General features: G+C 66.5%; 21 protein-coding genes. 14 read left to right on the top strand and 7 right to left on the bottom strand.

From position 1 onward, the window contains the following. Nucleotides 1-13 precede the first annotated feature (13 nt). From RCP80_RS20170 to RCP80_RS20155, 4 genes are read left to right on the top strand one after another with little or no spacing between them, the layout of a single operon-like run. Nucleotides 14-292, top strand: a complete 279-nt coding sequence (locus RCP80_RS20170; protein ID WP_308479355.1) for a putative holin — start codon at nucleotides 14-16, stop codon at nucleotides 290-292. Beyond that, nucleotides 285-851, top strand: coding sequence for a hypothetical protein (locus tag RCP80_RS20165; RefSeq protein ID WP_308479354.1), 567 nt, complete (start codon nucleotides 285-287; stop codon nucleotides 849-851). The genes RCP80_RS20170 and RCP80_RS20165 overlap by 8 nt, the downstream gene beginning before the upstream one ends. Before the next feature lie 48 nt (nucleotides 852-899). After that, on the top strand, nucleotides 900-2294 hold the full coding sequence (gene lpdA / locus RCP80_RS20160; RefSeq protein WP_308479353.1) for a dihydrolipoyl dehydrogenase: 1395 nt from the start codon (nucleotides 900-902) through the stop codon (nucleotides 2292-2294). A 2-nt stretch (nucleotides 2295-2296) separates the two neighbouring features. Next, the gene (locus RCP80_RS20155) at nucleotides 2297-3232 is read left to right on the top strand and encodes a hypothetical protein (protein WP_308479352.1); all 936 of its coding nucleotides are present in this window, start codon (nucleotides 2297-2299) and stop codon (nucleotides 3230-3232) included. Here the strand turns inward: RCP80_RS20155 and RCP80_RS20150 are convergent. Both RCP80_RS20150 and ramB read right to left on the bottom strand, forming a co-directional pair. Further along, nucleotides 3229-3777, bottom strand: coding sequence for a carboxymuconolactone decarboxylase family protein (locus RCP80_RS20150; RefSeq protein ID WP_308479351.1), 549 nt, complete (start codon nucleotides 3775-3777; stop codon nucleotides 3229-3231). The two genes, RCP80_RS20155 and RCP80_RS20150, sit on opposite strands and share 4 nt — an antisense overlap. 18 nt (nucleotides 3778-3795) lie before the next feature. Next, on the bottom strand, nucleotides 3796-5217 hold the full coding sequence (gene ramB, locus RCP80_RS20145; protein ID WP_308479350.1) for an acetate metabolism transcriptional regulator RamB: 1422 nt from the start codon (nucleotides 5215-5217) through the stop codon (nucleotides 3796-3798). A gap of 150 nt (nucleotides 5218-5367) precedes the next feature. Here ramB and RCP80_RS20140 point away from each other — a divergent pair, with 150 nt between their 5' ends. The 4 genes from RCP80_RS20140 to RCP80_RS20125 all read left to right on the top strand — a co-directional run bounded on the left by RCP80_RS20140 (nucleotide 5368) and on the right by RCP80_RS20125 (nucleotide 9767). Beyond that, the gene (locus tag RCP80_RS20140) at nucleotides 5368-6171 is read left to right on the top strand and encodes an acyl-[acyl-carrier-protein] thioesterase (RefSeq protein WP_308482951.1); all 804 of its coding nucleotides are present in this window, start codon (nucleotides 5368-5370) and stop codon (nucleotides 6169-6171) included. Nucleotides 6172-6450: 279 nt separating this feature from the next. Next, complete coding sequence (aceA, locus tag RCP80_RS20135) at nucleotides 6451-7737, top strand: isocitrate lyase (protein ID WP_308479349.1); 1287 nt, start codon at nucleotides 6451-6453, stop codon at nucleotides 7735-7737. Between the two features lie 116 nt (nucleotides 7738-7853). After that, on the top strand, nucleotides 7854-8714 hold the full coding sequence (locus RCP80_RS20130; RefSeq protein ID WP_308479348.1) for a 3-hydroxybutyryl-CoA dehydrogenase: 861 nt from the start codon (nucleotides 7854-7856) through the stop codon (nucleotides 8712-8714). 177 nt (nucleotides 8715-8891) lie between these two features. Beyond that, complete coding sequence (locus tag RCP80_RS20125) at nucleotides 8892-9767, top strand: cyclopropane mycolic acid synthase family methyltransferase (RefSeq protein WP_308479347.1); 876 nt, start codon at nucleotides 8892-8894, stop codon at nucleotides 9765-9767. A gap of 136 nt (nucleotides 9768-9903) precedes the next feature. On the opposite strand, the gene RCP80_RS20120 is transcribed toward RCP80_RS20125, so the two are convergent. Together RCP80_RS20120 and RCP80_RS20115 are read right to left on the bottom strand one after the other, a co-directional pair. Beyond that, nucleotides 9904-10761, bottom strand: a complete 858-nt coding sequence (locus RCP80_RS20120; protein WP_308479346.1) for a polyphosphate kinase 2 family protein — start codon at nucleotides 10759-10761, stop codon at nucleotides 9904-9906. A 36-nt stretch (nucleotides 10762-10797) separates the two neighbouring features. Further along, nucleotides 10798-11499, bottom strand: a complete 702-nt coding sequence (locus tag RCP80_RS20115) for a TetR/AcrR family transcriptional regulator (RefSeq protein ID WP_308479345.1) — start codon at nucleotides 11497-11499, stop codon at nucleotides 10798-10800. A gap of 209 nt (nucleotides 11500-11708) precedes the next feature. On the opposite strand from RCP80_RS20115, the gene RCP80_RS20110 reads away from it, so the two are divergent. The 6 genes from RCP80_RS20110 (at nucleotide 11709) to deoC (ending at nucleotide 15764) form a co-directional block, all read left to right on the top strand. After that, nucleotides 11709-13007 (top strand): DUF445 domain-containing protein, encoded by a 1299-nt coding sequence (locus tag RCP80_RS20110; RefSeq protein WP_308482950.1) that lies wholly within the window; start codon nucleotides 11709-11711, stop codon nucleotides 13005-13007. A 127-nt stretch (nucleotides 13008-13134) separates the two neighbouring features. After that, nucleotides 13135-13551 (top strand): helix-turn-helix domain-containing protein, encoded by a 417-nt coding sequence (locus RCP80_RS20105; RefSeq protein WP_308479344.1) that lies wholly within the window; start codon nucleotides 13135-13137, stop codon nucleotides 13549-13551. 72 nt (nucleotides 13552-13623) lie between these two features. Further along, nucleotides 13624-14301 carry a heparin-binding hemagglutinin gene (locus tag RCP80_RS20100; protein ID WP_308479343.1) on the top strand — a complete coding sequence of 226 codons (678 nt, stop codon included), beginning with the start codon at nucleotides 13624-13626 and terminating at the stop codon, nucleotides 14299-14301. 91 nt (nucleotides 14302-14392) lie between these two features. After that, entirely contained in the window at nucleotides 14393-14659 is a 267-nt protein-coding gene (locus RCP80_RS20095; RefSeq protein WP_308482949.1) for a DUF2516 family protein, read from the top strand. Nucleotides 14660-14664: 5 nt separating this feature from the next. Continuing rightward, nucleotides 14665-15087 (top strand): DUF2599 domain-containing protein, encoded by a 423-nt coding sequence (locus tag RCP80_RS20090; RefSeq protein WP_308479342.1) that lies wholly within the window; start codon nucleotides 14665-14667, stop codon nucleotides 15085-15087. Continuing rightward, complete coding sequence (gene deoC, locus RCP80_RS20085; RefSeq protein ID WP_308479341.1) at nucleotides 15087-15764, top strand: deoxyribose-phosphate aldolase; 678 nt, start codon at nucleotides 15087-15089, stop codon at nucleotides 15762-15764. Before RCP80_RS20090 ends, deoC begins: the two co-directional genes overlap by 1 nt. A 10-nt stretch (nucleotides 15765-15774) precedes the next feature. Here the strand turns inward: deoC and RCP80_RS20080 are convergent, their stop codons facing one another. From RCP80_RS20080 to RCP80_RS20070, 3 genes are all read right to left on the bottom strand, one after another. After that, complete coding sequence (locus RCP80_RS20080) at nucleotides 15775-16785, bottom strand: LmeA family phospholipid-binding protein (protein WP_308479340.1); 1011 nt, start codon at nucleotides 16783-16785, stop codon at nucleotides 15775-15777. Continuing rightward, nucleotides 16782-17597: a carbon-nitrogen hydrolase family protein gene (locus tag RCP80_RS20075; protein WP_308479339.1), complete on the bottom strand. Its 816-nt coding sequence runs from the start codon at nucleotides 17595-17597 to the stop codon at nucleotides 16782-16784. The genes RCP80_RS20080 and RCP80_RS20075 overlap by 4 nt, the downstream gene beginning before the upstream one ends. 90 nt (nucleotides 17598-17687) lie before the next feature. Next, on the bottom strand, nucleotides 17688-18221 hold the full coding sequence (locus RCP80_RS20070; protein WP_308479338.1) for a MarR family winged helix-turn-helix transcriptional regulator: 534 nt from the start codon (nucleotides 18219-18221) through the stop codon (nucleotides 17688-17690). Nucleotides 18222-18445 lie beyond the last annotated feature (224 nt).

The raw sequence follows: 18445 nt of genomic DNA, 5'->3' as shown, positions 1-18445 counted from the left end.
TACTGTTTTCGGTGTGATTCCCCTTCCGAGGGCGTGGCAACTGACTGGCGCGATGCTGATCGGCGCCGCGGTCGGCGTCGTGCTGGGCATCGTCGCGGCGCTGCAGATTCAGGCGCCGTTGCGGCCCGACGTCGTCATCGCCCTGGTCCTCGGGGTGCCGACCGTACTCGGCCTGGCGATGATCCTCACCGCAGCCCAACGCTGGGTGACCACATTCGGGGCATTCCTGCTGGCGATCGCGCCGGGCTGGTTCGCCGTACTCGTGTTGATCCAGGTGGTCCGAAATGCCTGAGTCGAAATCACCGTGGTTCACGCCGCCGCGCCTGGACACCGGGTCGATGCCGCTCACCGAACCGCATCCCGCGCCGATCTTCGACACCGGTCCGCACCCGCAACCGCTGAGCCTGTGGGGCGGTCCCGAGGAGTCCGCCGCGACCGAGGCGGAACTCGACGACGCGGCGCGCGATATCGCCGACGACGACAGCTCTGACCTCGACGAACGCTCCGAACCGGTGCCGGTGCCCGCGCAGCCCACCGTGGTTCCTGGGCAGTTGATCGCAGTCAAGCGGTGGAAGTTCATCCTGCTGACGCTGGGCGTCTGGGCGGTGGCCGCCGCCGCCGGAGCGGGCTTCTATTACTGGTGGTTCCAATCCCTGGACAAGGCCTGGCCGGAATTCGCCGTGCTGATGGCGGTGATCGTTTGCACCGTCGCCGCATTGCTGATGGCGATGGTCCAGGACCGACCGCTGGTGGCGGTGACGTCGATTGCGGTGCTGACGACGCCGTTCGCGGTCGGCCTCGGCGCCGCGGCGCTCTACGGCATGTACGTATTCCGCTGGATCACGCCCTGACCGCCCAACCGTAGGCGGGTGAGCATGGCCGCCTACTAGGCTGGTCGCGTGACTCACTATGACGTCGTCGTTCTCGGAGCTGGACCCGGTGGCTATGTCGCGGCTATCCGCGCTGCTCAACTCGGGTTGAAGACCGCCATCGTCGAACCGAAGTACTGGGGTGGCGTCTGCCTGAACGTCGGTTGCATCCCGTCTAAAGCGCTGTTGCGCAACGCCGAACTCGCGCATCTGTTCGCCAAGGAGGCCAAGACCTTCGGGATCTCCGGGGAGGCCACCTTCGATTACGGCGCGGCGTTCGACCGCAGCCGCAAGGTGGCCGACGGGCGGGTCGCCGGCGTGCACTTCTTGATGAAGAAGAACAAGATCACCGAGATCCATGGCTACGGCAAGTTCACCGGGCCCAACGCGCTCGAGGTTGCGCTGAACGAGGGCGGCACCGAACAGGTCGAGTTCTCTCACGCGATCATCGCCACCGGCAGCAGCACCCGCCTGGTACCCGGCACGTCGCTGTCGGAGAACGTGGTGACCTACGAGGATCAGATCCTGTCCCGGGAGTTGCCTGGGTCGATGATCATCGCCGGCGCCGGTGCCATCGGCATGGAGTTCGCCTACGTGTTCAAGAACTACGGCGTCGACGTCACCATCGTCGAATTCCTGCCGCGCGCCCTGCCCAACGAGGACGCCGAGGTCTCCAAGGAGATCGCGAAGCAGTACAAGAAATTGGGCGTGAAGATCCTCACCGGGACCAAGGTCGAGGCGATCAAGGACGAGGGCTCCTCGGTGACCGTGCACGTGAGCACGGACGGCAACACCCAGGAACTCAAGGCCGACAAGGTCCTTCAGGCCATCGGATTCGCACCGAACGTCGAGGGCTACGGCCTGGAGGCGGCCGGGGTTTCGCTGACGGACCGCAACGCCATCGGTATCGATGACTACATGCGCACCAACGTCGACCACATCTACGCGATCGGCGACGTCACCGGAAAGCTGCAACTGGCCCACGTCGCCGAGGCGCAGGCCGTGGTGGCGGCCGAAACCATCGCCGGGGCCGAGACCCTGACCCTCGGCGACTACCGGATGATGCCGCGGGCGACGTTCTGTCAGCCGCAGGTGGCCAGCTTCGGCCTCACCGAGGAGCAGGCCCGCGAGGAGGGCTACGACGTCAAGGTCGCGAAGTTCCCGTTCACCGCGAACGGCAAGGCGCACGGCCTCGGCGACCCCAGCGGTTTCGTCAAGCTCATCGCGGATGCCAAGTATGGGGAACTCATCGGCGGACATCTCATCGGCGCGGATGTCGCCGAACTGCTACCGGAGCTGACGCTGGCCCAGAAGTGGGATCTGACGGTCAACGAGTTGGCCCGCAACGTCCACACCCACCCAACGCTGTCCGAGGCCCTGCAGGAGTGTTTCCACGGCCTCACCGGGCACATGATCAACTTTTGATCATGCGATCTGCGGCGAGTCTGGCGGCGGCGGCCATAGCGGCGCCCTTGGCGCTGTTTGCGGCCGGCCCGGCCGCGGCCGCCCCCGAGGCGCCCGACCTCAGCGGCTACCAGATGGCACCGGTGGAGCGCTACCTGGACACCTCGGCCAACGGCGGTGAGGTGTATTTCCAGACTCCCGACGGACTGCTGTGCGCGATGCGGCCCGCGCAGGGCAGGGCCGGTTGTGACGGTCCGCTGCCCGGCGTGCCGGTGTCCGCCAACGAGATCGTGCTGTCGGCCGATCAGCACGACCGGGGCCTGCGCGCGACCGCGACCCCACAGTTCGTCAAGCCGACCGGCGGGGCCGCGCGCGTGCTCGAGGTGGGACACAAGATCAGCTTCGCCGATTTCGAATGTGCGGTGGGGCAGGGCCCGAAGACGGTGTGCACCAAGGGTACTCCGGCGACCGCGTGGATGACGGTATCGGCCGACGGCACCGAGATCGGGCCGCCGACCGCGGGCCTGCCCGCCGACTTTCCCGACCCCAACGACTTCGTCGGTAGCGAGGACAGCTACCTCGTGGGATCCGGGCCGAAGAACCTGTTCCCGGTGTTCACCGTCAGTGGCGGTCTCACCTGCAAGATGGCACTGTTCAGCGGGGGTGAAATCGCCTGCGACGGCCCGCTTCCCGGCGTCGAGAACCGCCACAACGAGATCTTCGCGCGGGTACCGGGACCGGTGGGGACCCGCCCGGCGGGCAACCCGCCGTTCAGTACGCCGGCCTATCCCGGCCCCATCCGGCAGTTGCCGGCCGGGCACCGCATCGATTCCAACGGCGGGACGTGCCTGGCGCTGACCGACGGTGGGGTGGCCTGCCTGGCGGCGGCCGGCGGACCGCCGCAGGGCTTCCAGGTCACCGCCGAGAAGACCAGCACCTTCGGCGGATCGGCGTCCTAGTCCGGGAAGTCCAGCGGCAACTGCAGGGTGTTCATCGTGGCCGCGAGCGTGTCGTATTGGCCTGCCAGCAGGCAGAATTCGATGAGCTGCTTGGTGTTCAGGTGGGCGGCCAGCGCGGTCCAGGTAGCCGGTGTCACGGCCCGATCCAGAATGAATTCGTCGGTCGCGCGCAGCAGCGTCCGCTGCCGATCGGTGAGCCCGTCGGCGTCCGGACCGGCGAAGATCTTCTGCTGCAACCCGTCGTCGATACCGCGCGAACGCGCCAACCGTCGATGCTGTTGCAGTTCGTACTCGCAATCACGCAGCGACCCGACCCGCAGGATCACGATCTCGGCGTCCTGACGCGATAGCCGACCCCAGTACAGCAGGACCCCCGAGAACGGGAGCCAGGCCCAGAACAGTGCGCTGTGCCGCGACAACGCATTGAACAGGTGGAACTGCGGGGCGCGGATACCACGAGCGCCCAGACGGCAGATCGCCCAGTTGATCGGTCCGATGTCGCGCACGGTGCTGCTGACCGGGATGCGCGCGGGTTCAAACGTCATTGTGAAGGCCTTTCGGTTTCAGTGCTTCACCAGGTAGGGGGACACCGTGCTGCGGTGCTCGTCGAGATCCAGGGCTCGACCCAGCGCGGGGAATGCGCGCTGCGGACAGTTGTCGCGCTCGCACACCCGACAACCGGCGCCGATCGGTGTGGACACCGCGCCCGAGAGGTCCAGGCCCTCCGAGTAGACCAGTCGTTCGGCGTGGCGCAGTTCGCAGCCCAGGCCGATGGCGAAGGTCTTGTCCGGTTGACCGTAGCGGGACGCGCGACGCTCCACGGTGCGCGCCACCCACATGTAGTTGCGGCCGTCGGGCATCTCCGCGATCTGGACCAGGATCTTGCCGGGGTTGGCGAACGTCTCGTAGACGTTCCACAGCGGACAGGTGCCGCCGGCGGAGGAGAAGTGAAATCCGGTGGCGGACTGGCGTTTACTCATATTGCCCGCCCGGTCCACTCGGACGAAGGAGAACGGGACCCCGCGCATCGAGGGCCGCTGCAGCGTGGAGAGCCGGTGGCAGATGGTCTCGTAGCTGGTCGAATAGAACGCGGAGAGCCGTTCAATGTCGTACCGGAACTTCTCGGCGACCTCATGGAACTGCCGGTAGGGCAGCACCACGGCCGCGGCGAAGTAGTTGGCCAGCCCGAGCCGGGCCAGGGTGCGGGAATCGTCACTGGTGAACTTGCCCTCGGTGACCTTCTCGTCGATGAGACCGCCGAACTCCAGATAGGCCAATTCGGTGGCCAACCGGAACACCTGCTGGCCCGTCGAAAGATGGGTGCTCATCTCCAGGGTCTTGGTATGCGGGTCGTAGCGGTGCAGGACGGTGTCCCCGAGATCGACGCGCTTGACGATGCGCACCCCGTGCAACTGCGAGAGTCGTTGCGCGATATCGCCGGCCAGGTCGCCGCGGTGCATATGGATCCGAAGGGTGAGGTCCTCGGCCGCGGCGTCGAGTTCGTGCAGATAGTTCTGCCGTTGGTAGAAGAAGTCGCGGACCTCCTCGTGGGGCATCGTGATGGATCCGGTGCCGCTCCCTTCGGAGTTGAGGCTGAACCGGCCCTCGGTGGCGGCGGCGAGTTGGGCCGTGGTGCGGCGGTACCGGGCGTGCAGATTCACCAGGGCCTTCGCGAGTTTCGGGTGCGCGCTGACCATCTCGGCGATCTCGGCGACCTCGACGTCCAGGTCCAGGTCGCGGTCCAGGGTCACCTCGCGTAGTTCGGCCACCAACCGGGTGTCGTCCTGGGAGGAGAAGAACGTGGCGTCGACCCCGAAGACCTCGGTGATGCGCACCAGCACCGACACGGTCAGGGGCCGCACGTCGTGTTCGATCTGATTCAGATAACTCGGCGAGATGGCGAGCAACTGTGCCAGCGCGGCCTGGCTGAATCCGCGCTCGTTACGTAGCTGCCGCACCCGGGCGCCGACGAACGTCTTGGACACGGAGACCAGGCTACTCGGTTGCTAATCGGCCCTTCACACGCTTTGCAACGGGCTGGGCTAGCTGCCGAACCCCATGTACTGGCATGATCGCGGCGGACAGCCGGGGGGCTGGACGGTCGGTGAGGGGGAGTTGTGACAGGAAGCAGTGTGATGACCGGTGCGGGATTGGCCAAGGCCTTGATGCCGGTGCCCGATCCGCACCCGGACGTGTTCAACCGGGAGTGGCCACTGCGGGTCGGCGACATCGACAGCGCGGGGCGGCTCAAATTCGACGCGGCCTGCCGGCACATCCAGGACATCGGCCAAGACCACCTGCGCGAACTCGGATTCGAGGAAGTCCACCCCGCGTGGATCGTCCGGCGCACCATGGTCGACCTCATCAGACCCATCGAATTCCAGGACTTCCTGCGGTTGCGTCGCTGGTGTTCGGGTACCTCCAACCGATGGTGTGAGATGCGGGTCCGCATAGATGGGCGCAAGGGCGGCCTGATGGAGTCCGAGGCGTTCTGGATCAACGTCAACCGCGACACCCAGGCGCCCTCGCGGATCTCCGACGACTTCCTCGAGGGCTTGCGACGCACGACGGATGTGGACCGGTTGCGATGGAAGGCCTATCTAAAGGCCGGATCGCGCCAGGACGCCACCGAGATCCGTCCGTACCCGGTGCGAGTGTCGGACATCGACATGTTCGACCACATGAACAATGCCGTGTACTGGTCGGTGATCGAAGACCATCTGCATCGACACCCGGAATTGGTGGCGGCGCCGCTGCGGGTGACGATCGAGCACGATGCGCCGGTGGCGCTGACCGACCAACTGGAGATCGTTTCGCACGTCTATCCGCCCGGTTCGACCGAGATGTTCGGACCGGAACTGACCGACCGCACTGTTACAACCCTCACATACGCCGTCGGTGACGACGTCAAAGCGGTCGCGGCGCTGTTCGCGCTCTAACAGTACGCTTGTCCGGTATTTTCGACGTTGACCTGCGGCAATGTTGTTACCGTTCAGTAGCTACTGAACCGGTTCAGCAACAGAATCTTCGCAAACTTTGCAAAACGACCGGGGGCCCTAGCCGAAATTGGCAACGAAAACGGGTGGACCTGCACGTATAGACGGTGGCATGGTGTTGTTAACACACCAGTTAGGCGGCGGGGGCGTTAACACGCCGGCGATCCCGGCAACGCCTCCGCGCCTGGCAGTTGATCTCATCGAATCCGCTAGGAGCAGTCAATGTCTACTGTTGGCACGCCGAAGTCCCCCGAACAGATCCAGCATGACTGGGACAACAACCCGCGCTGGAAGGGCGTCACCCGCACCTACACGCCACAGGATGTCGTCGCGCTGCAGGGCCACGTCGTCGAGGAGGCCACCCTGGCCCGCCGCGGCGCCGAGGTGCTGTGGGAGCAGTTGCACGACATGGAGTTTGTCAACGCGCTGGGCGCGCTGACCGGTAACCAGGCCGTCCAGCAGGTGCGTGCCGGCCTCAAGGCCATCTACCTGTCGGGCTGGCAGGTCGCCGGCGACGCCAACCTGAGCGGCCACACCTATCCCGACCAGAGCCTGTACCCGGCCAACTCGGTGCCGCAGGTGGTGCGTCGCATCAACAACGCACTGTTGCGCGCCGACCAGATCGCCAAGGTCGAGGGCGACACCTCGGTGGAGAACTGGCTCGCCCCGATCGTCGCCGACGGTGAAGCCGGCTTCGGTGGCGCGCTCAACGTCTACGAGCTGCAGAAGGCCATGATCGCCGCCGGTGTGGCCGGTTCGCACTGGGAGGACCAGCTGGCCTCGGAGAAGAAGTGCGGCCACCTCGGTGGCAAGGTGCTGATCCCGACCCAGCAGCACATCCGCACCCTGACCTCGGCGCGTCTCGCGGCCGACGTTGCCGACGTGCCGACCGTCGTCATCGCCCGCACCGACGCCGAGGCCGCCACGCTGATCACCTCCGATGTGGACGAGCGCGACCGCCCGTTCATCACCGGTGAGCGCACCAACGAGGGCTTCTACCGGATCCAGAACGGCCTGGAGCCGTGCATCGCCCGTGCCAAGGCGTATGCGCCGTACTCCGACCTGATCTGGATGGAGACCGGCACCCCCGACCTGGAGCTGGCCAAGAAGTTCGCCGAGGGCGTCAAAAGCGAGTTCCCGGACCAGATGCTGGCCTACAACTGCTCGCCGTCGTTCAACTGGAAGCAGCACCTCGACGACGCGACCATCGCGAAGTTCCAGCGGGAGCTGGGGGCCATGGGCTTCAAGTTCCAGTTCATCACGCTGGCCGGCTTCCACGCCCTGAACTACTCGATGTTCGATCTGGCCCACGGCTACGCCCGCAACCAGATGAGCGCCTACGTCGAGCTGCAGGAGCGCGAGTTCGCCGCCGAGGAGCGCGGCTACACCGCGACCAAGCACCAGCGCGAGGTCGGTGCGGGGTACTTCGACCGCATCGCCACCACGGTGGACCCGACCAGCTCGACCACCTCGCTGGCGGGTTCGACCGAAGAGGGACAGTTCCACTGAGCTTGCGAAGTGGAACCGACCAGCCGTAGCCACTGAGTTAGTTCCGGCTTGACAGCGCAGGCCCCGCTCAGCTTTGTTGAGCGGGGCTTGTCGCGTACCTAGACGAAGGATGATCTGTGAGCGGTGCAATTGAGCGGGTAGGCGTGGTGGGTGCGGGGCAGATGGGCGCCGGGATCGCCGAGGTGTCGGCGCGGGCCGGCGTCGACGTCCTGGTCTTCGAGCCCACCGAGGAGCTGCTCGCCGGGGGCCGGGACCGGCTGACCGCGTCGCTCGAGCGTGCGGTGGCCAAGGGCAAGCTCTCCGAGCAGGACCGTGACGCGACGGTGGACCGCCTGTCCTACACCACGTCGCTGGTCGACATGGCGGACCGGCAATTGGTCATCGAGGCGATCGTCGAGGACGAGAACGTCAAGGCCAAGGTGTTCGCCGAGTTGGACAGCGTGATCACCGATCCGGACGCGGTGCTGGCGTCGAACACCTCCAGCATCCCGATCATGAAGATCGCCGCGGCCACCAAGAATCCGCAGCGGGTGCTGGGATTGCACTTCTTCAACCCGGTGCTGGTGTTGCCGCTGGTGGAACTCGTGAGCACATTGGTGACCACCGAGGCCGCCGCCGCGCGCGTCGAAGAGTTTGCCGGCTCGGTGTTGGGCAAGCAGGTGGTGCGGTGCTCCGACCGGTCCGGATTCGTGGTCAATGCCCTGCTCGTGCCGTATTTGCTGGCGGCGGTGCGGATGGCCGAAGCGGGTGTGGCAACCGTCGAGGACATCGATAAGGCAGTGGTAGCAGGGCTGTCGCACCCGATGGGTCCGCTGCGGTTGTCGGATCTGATCGGTCTCGACACGCTCAAGCTGATCGCCGACAAGATGTTCGAGGAATTCAAGGAGCCGTTGTACGGCCCACCGCCGCTGTTGCAGCGTATGGTCGAGGCAGGGTTGCTGGGTAAAAAATCCGGCCGAGGGTTCTACAACTATTGAGATCAATGGACCACAATGGGCGCGGACGCACTTTGGCGTCTGACCGTCTGGTTGGTTAGCCTATCGGGCGGTGGACCTTCGGGTCCGTGTCGGGGACGTGGTTGTCGCCGGATGGCCACTTTGTCCGAGCATTTGCTCAGACCCGCGCGTTGTCAACAACAAGGAGTGTCACAGAGCATGTCATCGGTCGAGCCTGAACTTGCGCCCTACTACGAGGAATCGCAGTCGATCTACGACGTGTCGGACGAGTTCTTCGCTCTGTTTCTCGATCCAACCATGGGATATACGTGCGCGTACTTCGAACGCGACGACATGACGCTGGAAGAGGCACAGAACGCGAAGTTCGATCTCGCCCTCGGAAAGCTGAACCTCGAACCCGGGATGACCCTGTTGGACGTCGGATGCGGCTGGGGCGGCGCGCTGCGCCGGGCAGTCGAGAAATTTGACGTCAACGTCATCGGTATCACCTTGAGCAAGAACCAAAGTGAGTACAGCCGCAAGATGCTGGCCGGGATCGACACCAAGCGTTCGGTCGAGGTGCGGATGCAGGGCTGGGAAGAATTCACCGACAAGGTCGATCGCATTGTCAGCATCGGCGCCTTCGAGGCCTTCAAGGCCGAGCGCTACCCGGTGTTCTTCGAGCGGGCCTATGACATCCTGCCCGCCGACGGTGGCCGGATGTTGCTGCACACCATCCTGGCCCACACCCAGAAGTTCTTCCGGGACAACAACATCAAGTTGACCATCAGTGACCTGAAGTTCATGAAGTTCATCGGTGAGGTGATTTTCCCCGGCGGTCAGCTGCCGGCCGTGGAGGACATCGAGAAGCTCGCCGCGAACTCCGGCTTCACCCTGGAGCGCACCCACCTGTTGCAGCCGCATTACGCCCGCACGCTGGACATGTGGGCCGCGAACCTGGAGCAGGCCCGCGACAAGGCCATCGAGATCCAGTCCGAAGAGGTCTACGACCGCTACATGCACTACCTGACGGGGTGCGCGGACTTCTTCAAGCGCGGCATCACCAACGTCGGACAGTTCACCCTGGTGAAGTAGCCTTCAGCCGTTCTTTCGCCGGGTGCCGTCAATTGATGGCACCCGGCGAAAGTGTTTTCCGGCCCCCTCGGGGTTTCGTCGCTACGCGGGGTTGGACGGCGCAGCTCCTCACCCCTCGTCCCTCGGGGTTTCGTCGCTACGCGGAAGAAAGCAACCGCTTCTTCTCCGCCTCCACATCGAAATCAGCTGGGGGCCAAGGCAATTCCAGGGATTTCAGCGTCTCGATCAGGAGTTCGGTGACCGCGAGGCGGCTGTACCACTTCTTGTCGGCGGGCACCACGTACCACGGTGCGTGCGCCGTGGACGTCTGGTCCAGGACGGCCTGATAGGCCTCCCGGTATTGCGGCCACAGCGCCCGCTCGTCGAGGTCTCCCGGGTTGTACTTCCAGTACTTGTCGGGGCTTGCCAGCCGGTCGGCCAGGCGTTGCTTCTGCTCCTCGAGCGACACGAACATCGCGACCTTGACGATGCTCGTGCCGGCGTCGGTCAGTTCCCGTTCGAAGGCGTTGATCTCGTCGTAGCGCGCCCCCCACACCTGCGGCGGCACCAGGTTGTGCACGCGGACCACCAGCACGTCCTCGTAGTGGGACCGGTCGAAGACCCCGATCTGCCCGGCGCCCGGCAGGGCCTTGCGGATCCGCCACAGGTAATGGTGTTGCAACTCTTCGGCGGTGGGGACACCGAAGCTGGTGTAGCGGATGCCCATCGGATTCCCGGCGCCCACAACATGTTCGACGATGCCGCCCTTGCCGGCGGTGTCCATCCCCTGCAGCACCAGCAGCACCGAGCGGTGGTCACCGCTGCGGCCGTTGGCATGCAGCATCTCCTGCAGTTCGGCGAAACGCTCGTTGCGTTGCTGCTGCAACGCCGGGGCATCGCTCTTGGTCCCGTCGAACCCGGGGGAGGAGTTGGCGTCGATGTCTTCGACCCGGTCGCCGGCCTGGAACGCCAGGATCTGTTGCGGATGGTGGGTCCAAAGCTCGGGCAGAGTCATGCCCCGGAGCCTAAATGACCCGCAGCCCGGCGCGACCTAGTCCGAGGAGGGCGGCACGATCGGGGTGGGGTGCGGCATGCTGTTGAACTGCTCCAGTGACCCGCCGACCTCGACGATGCCGACCAGGGCGCTCCACGACAGCATGGTCAGATAGTCGATCAGTTCGTCGGAGCTCATCCGCCGGTGCGACATCCACGAGTGGGTTGCCAGCTGGACACCGCCGACGATCATGTAGGCCCAGGGCTCGACGCCCTTGGTGTTCATGCCGGCCCGTTGCATGCGCCGGCGGAACATCACGGCGAGCATTCCGGCGATGATCCGTTCGCTGTCGGCGATCACCTTGCTTTTGCTAGCGGAGCTGTTTGCGAACACAAACGGGTAGATTTCCGGCTCGGCGGCGACGGTCTCGACATACACCCGGATGATCTCCCGGACCAGGTCGTAGCCGTCGAGTTCGGTGGACAGCGCCGCGGCCATGTTGGGAATCAGGGTGGTTTGCGCGAACCGCATCATCACCGCCGTCGTCAGATCGTTCTTGTCGACGAAGTACCGGTACAGCACGGTCTTCGAAACTCCGATTTCCGCTGCTATTTCGTCCATGCTGACGTCGCGGCCGCGGCTGCGGATCGCCTCCAGGGTGCCGTCCACCAACTCGTTGCGTCGGTCCACCTTGTGCTGGTGCCAGCGCCGCTTGCGGCCGTCGACCCGGACAGCGCCCGGTTGGGGTTGTTGTGCCACTGTGGTGCAGATCCGTTCCCTTAGGTGGCCTTCATGATACGGGCCAACGGGCTCCGGACCCCGGTGACGGTCACATTAACTGGTTTGGGTCGCTCGGGCGGCGCCCGTCGGAGATAGCGGATGATGGTCAGGTGGTAGTACGACCGGAAGTGCCGGTATCGAAGAATGGCGAGTCCAGCCTGCCGTCGCTGTTGGCGGGAGCCACCGCGATGTCGCAGGCGCGGGGTTCGCTGGTGCAGTCCATCGCGGGAGCCGATCCGGCCGGCGACGAGGAACGCCAGCGCGGTTTACGCCGGATGAAGCTGGTCGCGCTGAGCTTCCTGCTGGGCGCGACGGTGATTTTCCTGGTCTGCACCTGGGCGCAACGCGACGGCACCGCCCCGGAGTGGGTGGGCTACGTGCGCGCCGCGGCCGAGGCCGGCATGGTCGGGGCGCTGGCGGACTGGTTCGCGGTCACCGCACTGTTCAAGCATCCGCTCGGGATACCGATTCCGCACACCGCGATCATCCGCCGCAAGAAGGACCAGCTCGGCGAGGGGTTGGGCACGTTCGTCCGGGAGAACTTCCTGTCGCCCGACGTCGTCGAGACGAAGCTGCGGGACGCGCAGGTGCCCAGCCGGGTGGGCAAGTGGCTGGCCGAGCCCGCCAACGCCCACCGGGTAGCCGAGGAATCCGCGACCGTGTTGCGGGTGCTCGTGGAGTTGCTCAACGACGACGACGTCCAGCAGATCATCGACCGGATGATCGTCCGTCGGATCGCCGAACCGCAGTGGGGTCCGCCGGTCGGACGGGTGCTCGCCCAACTGCTCGCCGAGCACCGACAGGAGGCTCTGCTGCAGTTGCTGTGCGACCGGGCCTTCCAGTGGTCGCTGAACGCCGGCGAGACCATCGAGCGCGTGGTGACGCGGGATTCGCCGAGTTGGTCGCCGAAGTTCGTCGATCAACTCGTCGGCGACCGCATCCACCGGGAGCTGATGGATTTCACCGACAAGGTGCGGCGCGATCCGGATCACGAGCTGCGCCGGTCGGCGACCCGGTTCCTGTTCGAGTTCGCTGACGACCTGCAGAACGACGCGGCCACCATCGGTAAGGCCGAGAACGTCAAGGAACAGTTGATGGCCCGCGACGAGGTCGCGCGGGCGGCCGAGACCGCGTGGAAGACGCTCAAGCGGCTGGTCCTCGACGGCGTCGACGACCCCTCCAGCGCGCTGCGGACCAGGATCGCCGACACGGTGGTGCGCATCGGGGAATCCCTGCGCGACGACCCCGAACTCCGCGACAAGGTCGAGAGCTGGATCGTGCGCGCGGCCCAGCATCTGGTGGGCCAGTACGGCGTCGAGATCACCTCGATCATCACCGAGACGATCGAGCGCTGGGACGCCGAGGACGCCAGCCGGCGCATCGAATTACACGTGGGCCGCGACCTGCAATTCATCCGAATCAACGGCACCGTGGTGGGTGCGTTGGCGGGCCTGGTCATCTACTCTGTGGCCCAAATCATATTCTGACCTGCGCTAGCTAGTGCTTGCAATTGTTAGCACCCCGTCGTAGGGTGGGAATCTGTCAGGTTGTGACAGCGGGTTTTGTCCCGATGCGCTCCGCAACCGCGACACCCACACCGACGAGAGGGAAGCCATGACGCAGGACGAAAATCTTGCCGCTGTGGTGACCCATGCTGCCTCCGATATCGGCAGCTTCATCCGCAGTCAGCGGGAGGCGGCGCAGGTTTCGGTGCGGCAGTTGGCCGAGAAGGCCGGGGTGAGCAATCCCTACCTCAGCCAGATCGAGCGGGGTCTCCGCAAGCCGTCCGCCGAGGTGCTCAACCAGATCGCCAAGGCGCTGCGCGTCTCGGCCGAAGTGCTCTATGTCCAGGCCGGAATTCTCGAACCCGGCGAGCGCAACGCGGTGCGGGACGCCGTGGTCACCGATGCCGCGATCACCGAGCGGCAGAAACAGGTGTTACTGGACATCTACAACTCGTTCATCCAACAGAACGAAGCGGCGCTTGAGCAGGACGCGATCGTCGCAGGCGAGGAGTCGGCCACTGAATAACCACAGCGCGACCGAAGCACACCCGCCCAACACCGGAAACCACAGATTTTGCGACCGAGAGGAATGATCAACATGGCAGAGAACCCGACCATCGAAGAGCTGAAGACCCCGTTGCTGGCTGCCGTCGGCGCCGCCGATCTGGCCCTGGCCACCGTCAACGAGATCGTCGTCACCCTGCGCGAGCGTGCCGAAGGGGCCCGCACCGACGTCGGCAGCCGCGCGGAGGAGCGTCGCGCCAAGCTGACCGGGCGCGTCGACGAGGCGCGGGACCGGTTGGTGCAGCTGCAGGAAGAGCTGCCCAAGGAGTTCGGCGACCTGCGTGAGAAGCTGACCGCCGACGAGCTCCGCCGCGTCGCGGAGGGCTACGCCGAGCAGGCACAGACCACCTACAACCGGCTCGTCGAGCGCGGCGAGGCCGCCCTTGAGCGGCTGCGCAACCAGCCGGTCATCGAGGACGCCGCCGGGCGTGCCGAGGGCTACGTGGGCCAGGCCGTCGAGGTCACCCAGGATGCGCTGGGCACCGTTGCGGCGCAGACCCGTGCCGTAGGCGAGCGGGCGGCCAAGCTGGTCGGTGTCGATCTGCCCGGCCGCGTCGATGACGCCGTGCTGGAAGCCGAGATCGCCGTGGAGAAGGCCGCCAAGAAGGCGCCCGCCAAGAAGGCCCCGGCCAAGAAGACGCCGGCCAAGAAGGCTGCCGCCGCCAAGGCTCCGGCCAAGAAGGCGCCGGCCAAGAAGGTCACCCAGAAGTAAAACCCGTAGCCGGGTCGACGAAGCGGCACAGCCTGGAGTCGACCAGCCGATGACGCCCGATTAGGGTGGTGAGGTGATTCTTGCCAACCTAATGGGCGTCATTGTGTTGGTCGTCATGATCGCCGCAGCCGGCGCCGGCCTCTATGCGTTTGTGCACGCCGCTATGCAGGGCGCCGACGCCTACCCCGCAGTCGACAAGCTCACCAAGCCGGTCTGGCTGCTGATCCTCGGCGGCGGGTTGTTGTTGCTGCTGCTGTTCCAGGGCATCTTCGGGGCCGCGATCTGTGCGACGGCCGCGGGCGTCTACCTCGTCGACGTCAAGCCCAAACTCCTCGAGATCCAGGGAAAGTCGCGCTGAGCGCGATGCGCCTGCCGTTGGTCACCGCGACCCTGGCGGTGTTGTCCGGCCTCGCCATGTGCCCGGCGCTCGCCACCGCCGGCGCCGACGAGGCCGCACCGACGCCGGCATTGATCGAGCACGCCGAGTGGGCCCAGTGGGGGGATCTGAAAAGTCTGCGCGTGTACCCCACCGCGGTGGGCCGCGCCGAGGCCGGCCAGTTGCGCAACCGGGCCGTGGGCGAGGCGGCGTGGCGCCAGGTGCTCGCGGCCGCACCGGAGGCCGACATCCCCGGGATGCACGAGCAGTTCCGGTGCCACTGGCAACTGGCGGAGTTCGCGCACCCCGGCAAGTCCAGTTGGAATCTGGAGCCGTGGCGTCCTCAGGTCGATCCCGCGACCATGATCGAGACCGGTTGCAACCCCGGCGGCACCCAGGAGCCCTTCTGATGTCGGATTGGACCCGCGAGCGGGTGGCCGCGCTCGTCGATCACACCCTGCTCAAACCCGAGGCCACCACCGCGGCGGTGACGGCGCTGGTGGCCGAGGCCGTGGCGGTGGGCGCCTTCGCGGTGTGCGTGTCGCCGTCGATGGTCGACGCCGCAGTCGCGGCGGCCCCGGCCGACCTGACCGTTGCCACGGTGGCCGGTTTCCCCTCCGGTAAGCATCTGCGCGAGATCAAGGCCCGCGAGGCCGCGCTGGCGGTGGCCGCCGGCGCTGCCGAGGTCGACATGGTCCTCGACGTCGGAGCCGCGCTGAGCGGGGATTTCGCCGCGGTGACCGCCGAGGTGGCCGCGGTCCGCAAGGCGGTGCCGACGGCCGTGCTCAAGGTCATCGTCGAATCCGCGGCGCTGCTTTCGCTCGCCGACGCCGACACCCTGACGTCGGCGTGCCGCGCCGCGGCCGACGCGGGCGCCGATTTTGTCAAGACCTCGACCGGGTTTCACCCCGCCGGCGGAGCGTCGGTGACCGCGATCTCGATCATGGCGGCCGCGGTCGGTGCCGACCTCGGCGTCAAGGCCAGCGGCGGGATCCGCACGGCCGCCGATGCGATCGCGCTACTCGAGGCCGGCGCCACCCGGCTCGGGTTGTCGGGCACCGCCGCGGTGCTCGACGGCCTTTCCTGACGGCCGCCTGTCACAGACCGGCGAAGCAGGGATCCTCGTTGCTCAGCGGGATGTCGGCGTTGGTGGTCGAGAACTGGGCCGTCACGCCGGTGTCGGTGACGGTCACGCTGTCCGCGTGGATACCCATCGGGTAGTTCTTGGTCAGCTGCGAGGTGAACATGTCCAGCGCAGGCTGCACGGTTTCGCGCGGGAGGCTGAACCCGAGCCCGCTGACGCTGAGCACCTCCAGCGCCAGGCCGTCGTCCTCGACCCGCGGTTTGGTCGTGACGCTGCCCAGCGCGCCACGCAGTTCGATGGTGCCGTCGTTCGGGTTGGTCTGGGCGCTCGAGATGATGCCCCCGAACAGCGGGATCGCGTCCTGCACGGTCTGCTTGATGCCCTCGGCGGTCCAGGTGATGGTCGCCACCAGCGATCCGATGGTGCCCCCGGAGTTCGCGGTCTCCTGCAGCCGGACATCCTCGATCTCGATGTTGACCTTCATGCCCTTGGCGTCGCGGACCTGGTTACCGGCGGTCTCGATGGAGATATTGGTGTAGTCGCCGCGGACGTGCTGCCACAGGAACGGCGGCACCACCCCGAAGGACGCGGTGGCTTCGTCCTGCACTACGCACGAAGTCACCTGGGCCACAATGCTATTGGCGCGTTTGCGGGCGTACAGCTCGCCGCCGAGCACGCCGGCGATCGACAACGCGGCCACGATCACCAGTACCAGCACGATCGACAGCGGGTCCCGGAAGAACCTGCGCAGCGCGCTGCCCCGCTCCGGTTCGACCGGCGGCGGGGTTCCCGGCGCGCCCGGCGGCGGGGTTCCCGGCGCGCCCGGCGGGGGCGCATCCGGGCGTGGGATGTATTGGGTGGCCGGATCCGGTTCCGGTGCGGGTCGCTCCATCCGCTCGGTGGGCCGGGCCTCGGCGCCCGGGGCGGTGCTCATGCGTTCGGTGGGATTGAAGGACTCGGGCGGGGGCGTGCCTTGCGGGGGGCGGGCCCACGTCGGGTCGTTGCCCTGCGGCGGATTCGTCACCCGCGCGATTCTGCCCTATCGAGCTGAGTGAAGGGCGAGCGGTTGGTCAGCACGGCCAACGCGTCGCGTGCCTTGGCGACCGTCTCGACGTCCACGTCGCAGACGATGAGCTGCGGATCCGCCTCCGCCGCGGCCAGCACCTGGCCGTACGGACCGACCAGCAGGCTGCCGCCGACGCCGGTGGGCCCGGCCGCCGCGAGTTCGTCGCCCGGATAGGCCTGATCCACCGCGGCGAGGTAGCCGGCGGTGTCCAGCCCGCGGGCCCGGGCCAGCAGGGTCCACTGCTCGAGCTTGCCGGGGCCCGACCCCCAGGAGGCGCTGACCGTGATCAGCTGCGCACCGCGACGCGCCAACTCGACATACAACTCGGGGAAACGGATGTCGTAACACGTGGTCAGGCCGACCGTGACGCCCGCGACCTCGATGGTCACCGGGGTGAAGCCGGGTGCCACCGTGCGCGACTCGGTGAACCCGAAGGCGTCATAGAGGTGGATCTTGTCGTAATGCGTATCGACGTCGGGTCCGGCGGCGATCAGGGTGTTGGTCACCCGGCCATCGGGCGCCGGGCAGAACATGCCCGCGACCACGGTGAGGTCGGCCGCCGCCGCGATCCGCCGCACCCCGTCGGCCCACGGCCCGTCGAGGGGCTGCGCGATCGGTCCCAACGGCACCCCGAATCGGCACATGGTGGCCTCGGGGAACACCACCAGGCTCGCGCCCTCGGCCGCGGCCCGGTGGCTGATCTCCTCGACGGTCGCCAGGTTGGCCGCCGGGTCGGTACCGGTGGTGATCTGGGCGAGAGCAATACGCATGGTTTCAGGCTAGACGCGGACCCCGGCGGCCAGGACGGTCAGCGGCGGGCCGGAGGCCACCCGCCTTGGTCGGGCGCCCAGCGCACCGCACTAGGAAGGAGGTGGTTTCAGGAACAATCCCGATGCCTTCAGACCCGTGCTGACGCGGCGGCAGCTATCGCCGAGGGCCCCGGCCTGCTGGCGGGAGAGTGGGTTCAAGTACAGGGCGCGGACGCCCTCGGCGTAGGTCCGAAGCGCCGGCCCGAGCCGAGACCGGCCCCGCTCGGTGATGCGGGCGATCACGCTGCGGCGGTCGTTGCGGCACGCCTGCCGATGTACCAAGCCTTGGGTCTCCAGCCGGCGGATCTGCGCGGTCACCCGACTCGGAATGAGCACCAGGTCATTGGCGAGGTCGCTCATTCGGGCGGCGCCACCCTCGGACTTGGCGAGCCGGTCCAGCAGCAGGACGTCGTAGAGGGTGAGCTGGTGTACGGCTTTGAGTTCGCGGTTCAACGTCTCGAGCAGCAGCGTGGACGCGTCCAGGAACCGCTGCCAGGACTGCTGCTCGGCGGCGTCGAGTTGCGCCGGTGAACCGGCCGGATCCTCAGACGGGGTGTCGTATTCACGCAGCACGCTAGAAGTCATGGGGTCGCCGTCCGAGGACGGCCGCCCGCAATGCGCAGCGTGACGAAAAGTCGCTGTTCATTGTCGTAATCACCCCTTCTGGCAAAGTTGACTACGGGTCTGGCCGACGCGGCGGGAGCAGGGCTGCCGTGGCGTACTAGAACACGTTCCTTCGCGCATGTCCGGTAGCTTAACGCCGGTATCGAGAACTCGGGCGCAGGTGAGTGAATTATTTGAGCAATCTT

It is taken from the genome of Mycolicibacterium sp. MU0053 (assembly GCF_963378095.1).
Classification (GTDB): Bacteria; Actinomycetota; Actinomycetes; order Mycobacteriales; family Mycobacteriaceae; genus Mycobacterium; species Mycobacterium burgundiense.
This window is presented reverse-complemented; position numbering and strand designations above follow the sequence as displayed.

Excerpts from the sequence above, each read along its gene's own strand:
- RCP80_RS20100 (WP_308479343.1), top strand. The coding sequence starts at position 13,624 with ATGGCAGAGAACCCGACCATCGAAGAGCTGAAGACCCCGTTGCTGGCT.
- RCP80_RS20105 (WP_308479344.1), top strand. The coding sequence starts at position 13,135 with ATGACGCAGGACGAAAATCTTGCCGCTGTGGTGACCCATGCTGCCTCC.
- RCP80_RS20165 (WP_308479354.1), top strand. The coding sequence starts at position 285 with ATGCCTGAGTCGAAATCACCGTGGTTCACGCCGCCGCGCCTGGACACC.
- aceA (WP_308479349.1), top strand. The coding sequence starts at position 6,451 with ATGTCTACTGTTGGCACGCCGAAGTCCCCCGAACAGATCCAGCATGAC.
- RCP80_RS20120 (WP_308479346.1), bottom strand. The coding sequence starts at position 10,761 with ATGACTCTGCCCGAGCTTTGGACCCACCATCCGCAACAGATCCTGGCG.
- RCP80_RS20155 (WP_308479352.1), top strand. The coding sequence starts at position 2,297 with ATGCGATCTGCGGCGAGTCTGGCGGCGGCGGCCATAGCGGCGCCCTTG.
- RCP80_RS20110 (WP_308482950.1), top strand. The coding sequence starts at position 11,709 with ATGTCGCAGGCGCGGGGTTCGCTGGTGCAGTCCATCGCGGGAGCCGAT.
- RCP80_RS20095 (WP_308482949.1), top strand. The coding sequence starts at position 14,393 with ATGGGCGTCATTGTGTTGGTCGTCATGATCGCCGCAGCCGGCGCCGGC.
- RCP80_RS20150 (WP_308479351.1), bottom strand. The coding sequence starts at position 3,777 with ATGACGTTTGAACCCGCGCGCATCCCGGTCAGCAGCACCGTGCGCGAC.
- RCP80_RS20075 (WP_308479339.1), bottom strand. The coding sequence starts at position 17,597 with ATGCGTATTGCTCTCGCCCAGATCACCACCGGTACCGACCCGGCGGCC.
- deoC (WP_308479341.1), top strand. The coding sequence starts at position 15,087 with ATGTCGGATTGGACCCGCGAGCGGGTGGCCGCGCTCGTCGATCACACC.
- RCP80_RS20090 (WP_308479342.1), top strand. The coding sequence starts at position 14,665 with ATGCGCCTGCCGTTGGTCACCGCGACCCTGGCGGTGTTGTCCGGCCTC.
- RCP80_RS20140 (WP_308482951.1), top strand. The coding sequence starts at position 5,368 with ATGACCGGTGCGGGATTGGCCAAGGCCTTGATGCCGGTGCCCGATCCG.
- RCP80_RS20125 (WP_308479347.1), top strand. The coding sequence starts at position 8,892 with ATGTCATCGGTCGAGCCTGAACTTGCGCCCTACTACGAGGAATCGCAG.
- RCP80_RS20070 (WP_308479338.1), bottom strand. The coding sequence starts at position 18,221 with ATGACTTCTAGCGTGCTGCGTGAATACGACACCCCGTCTGAGGATCCG.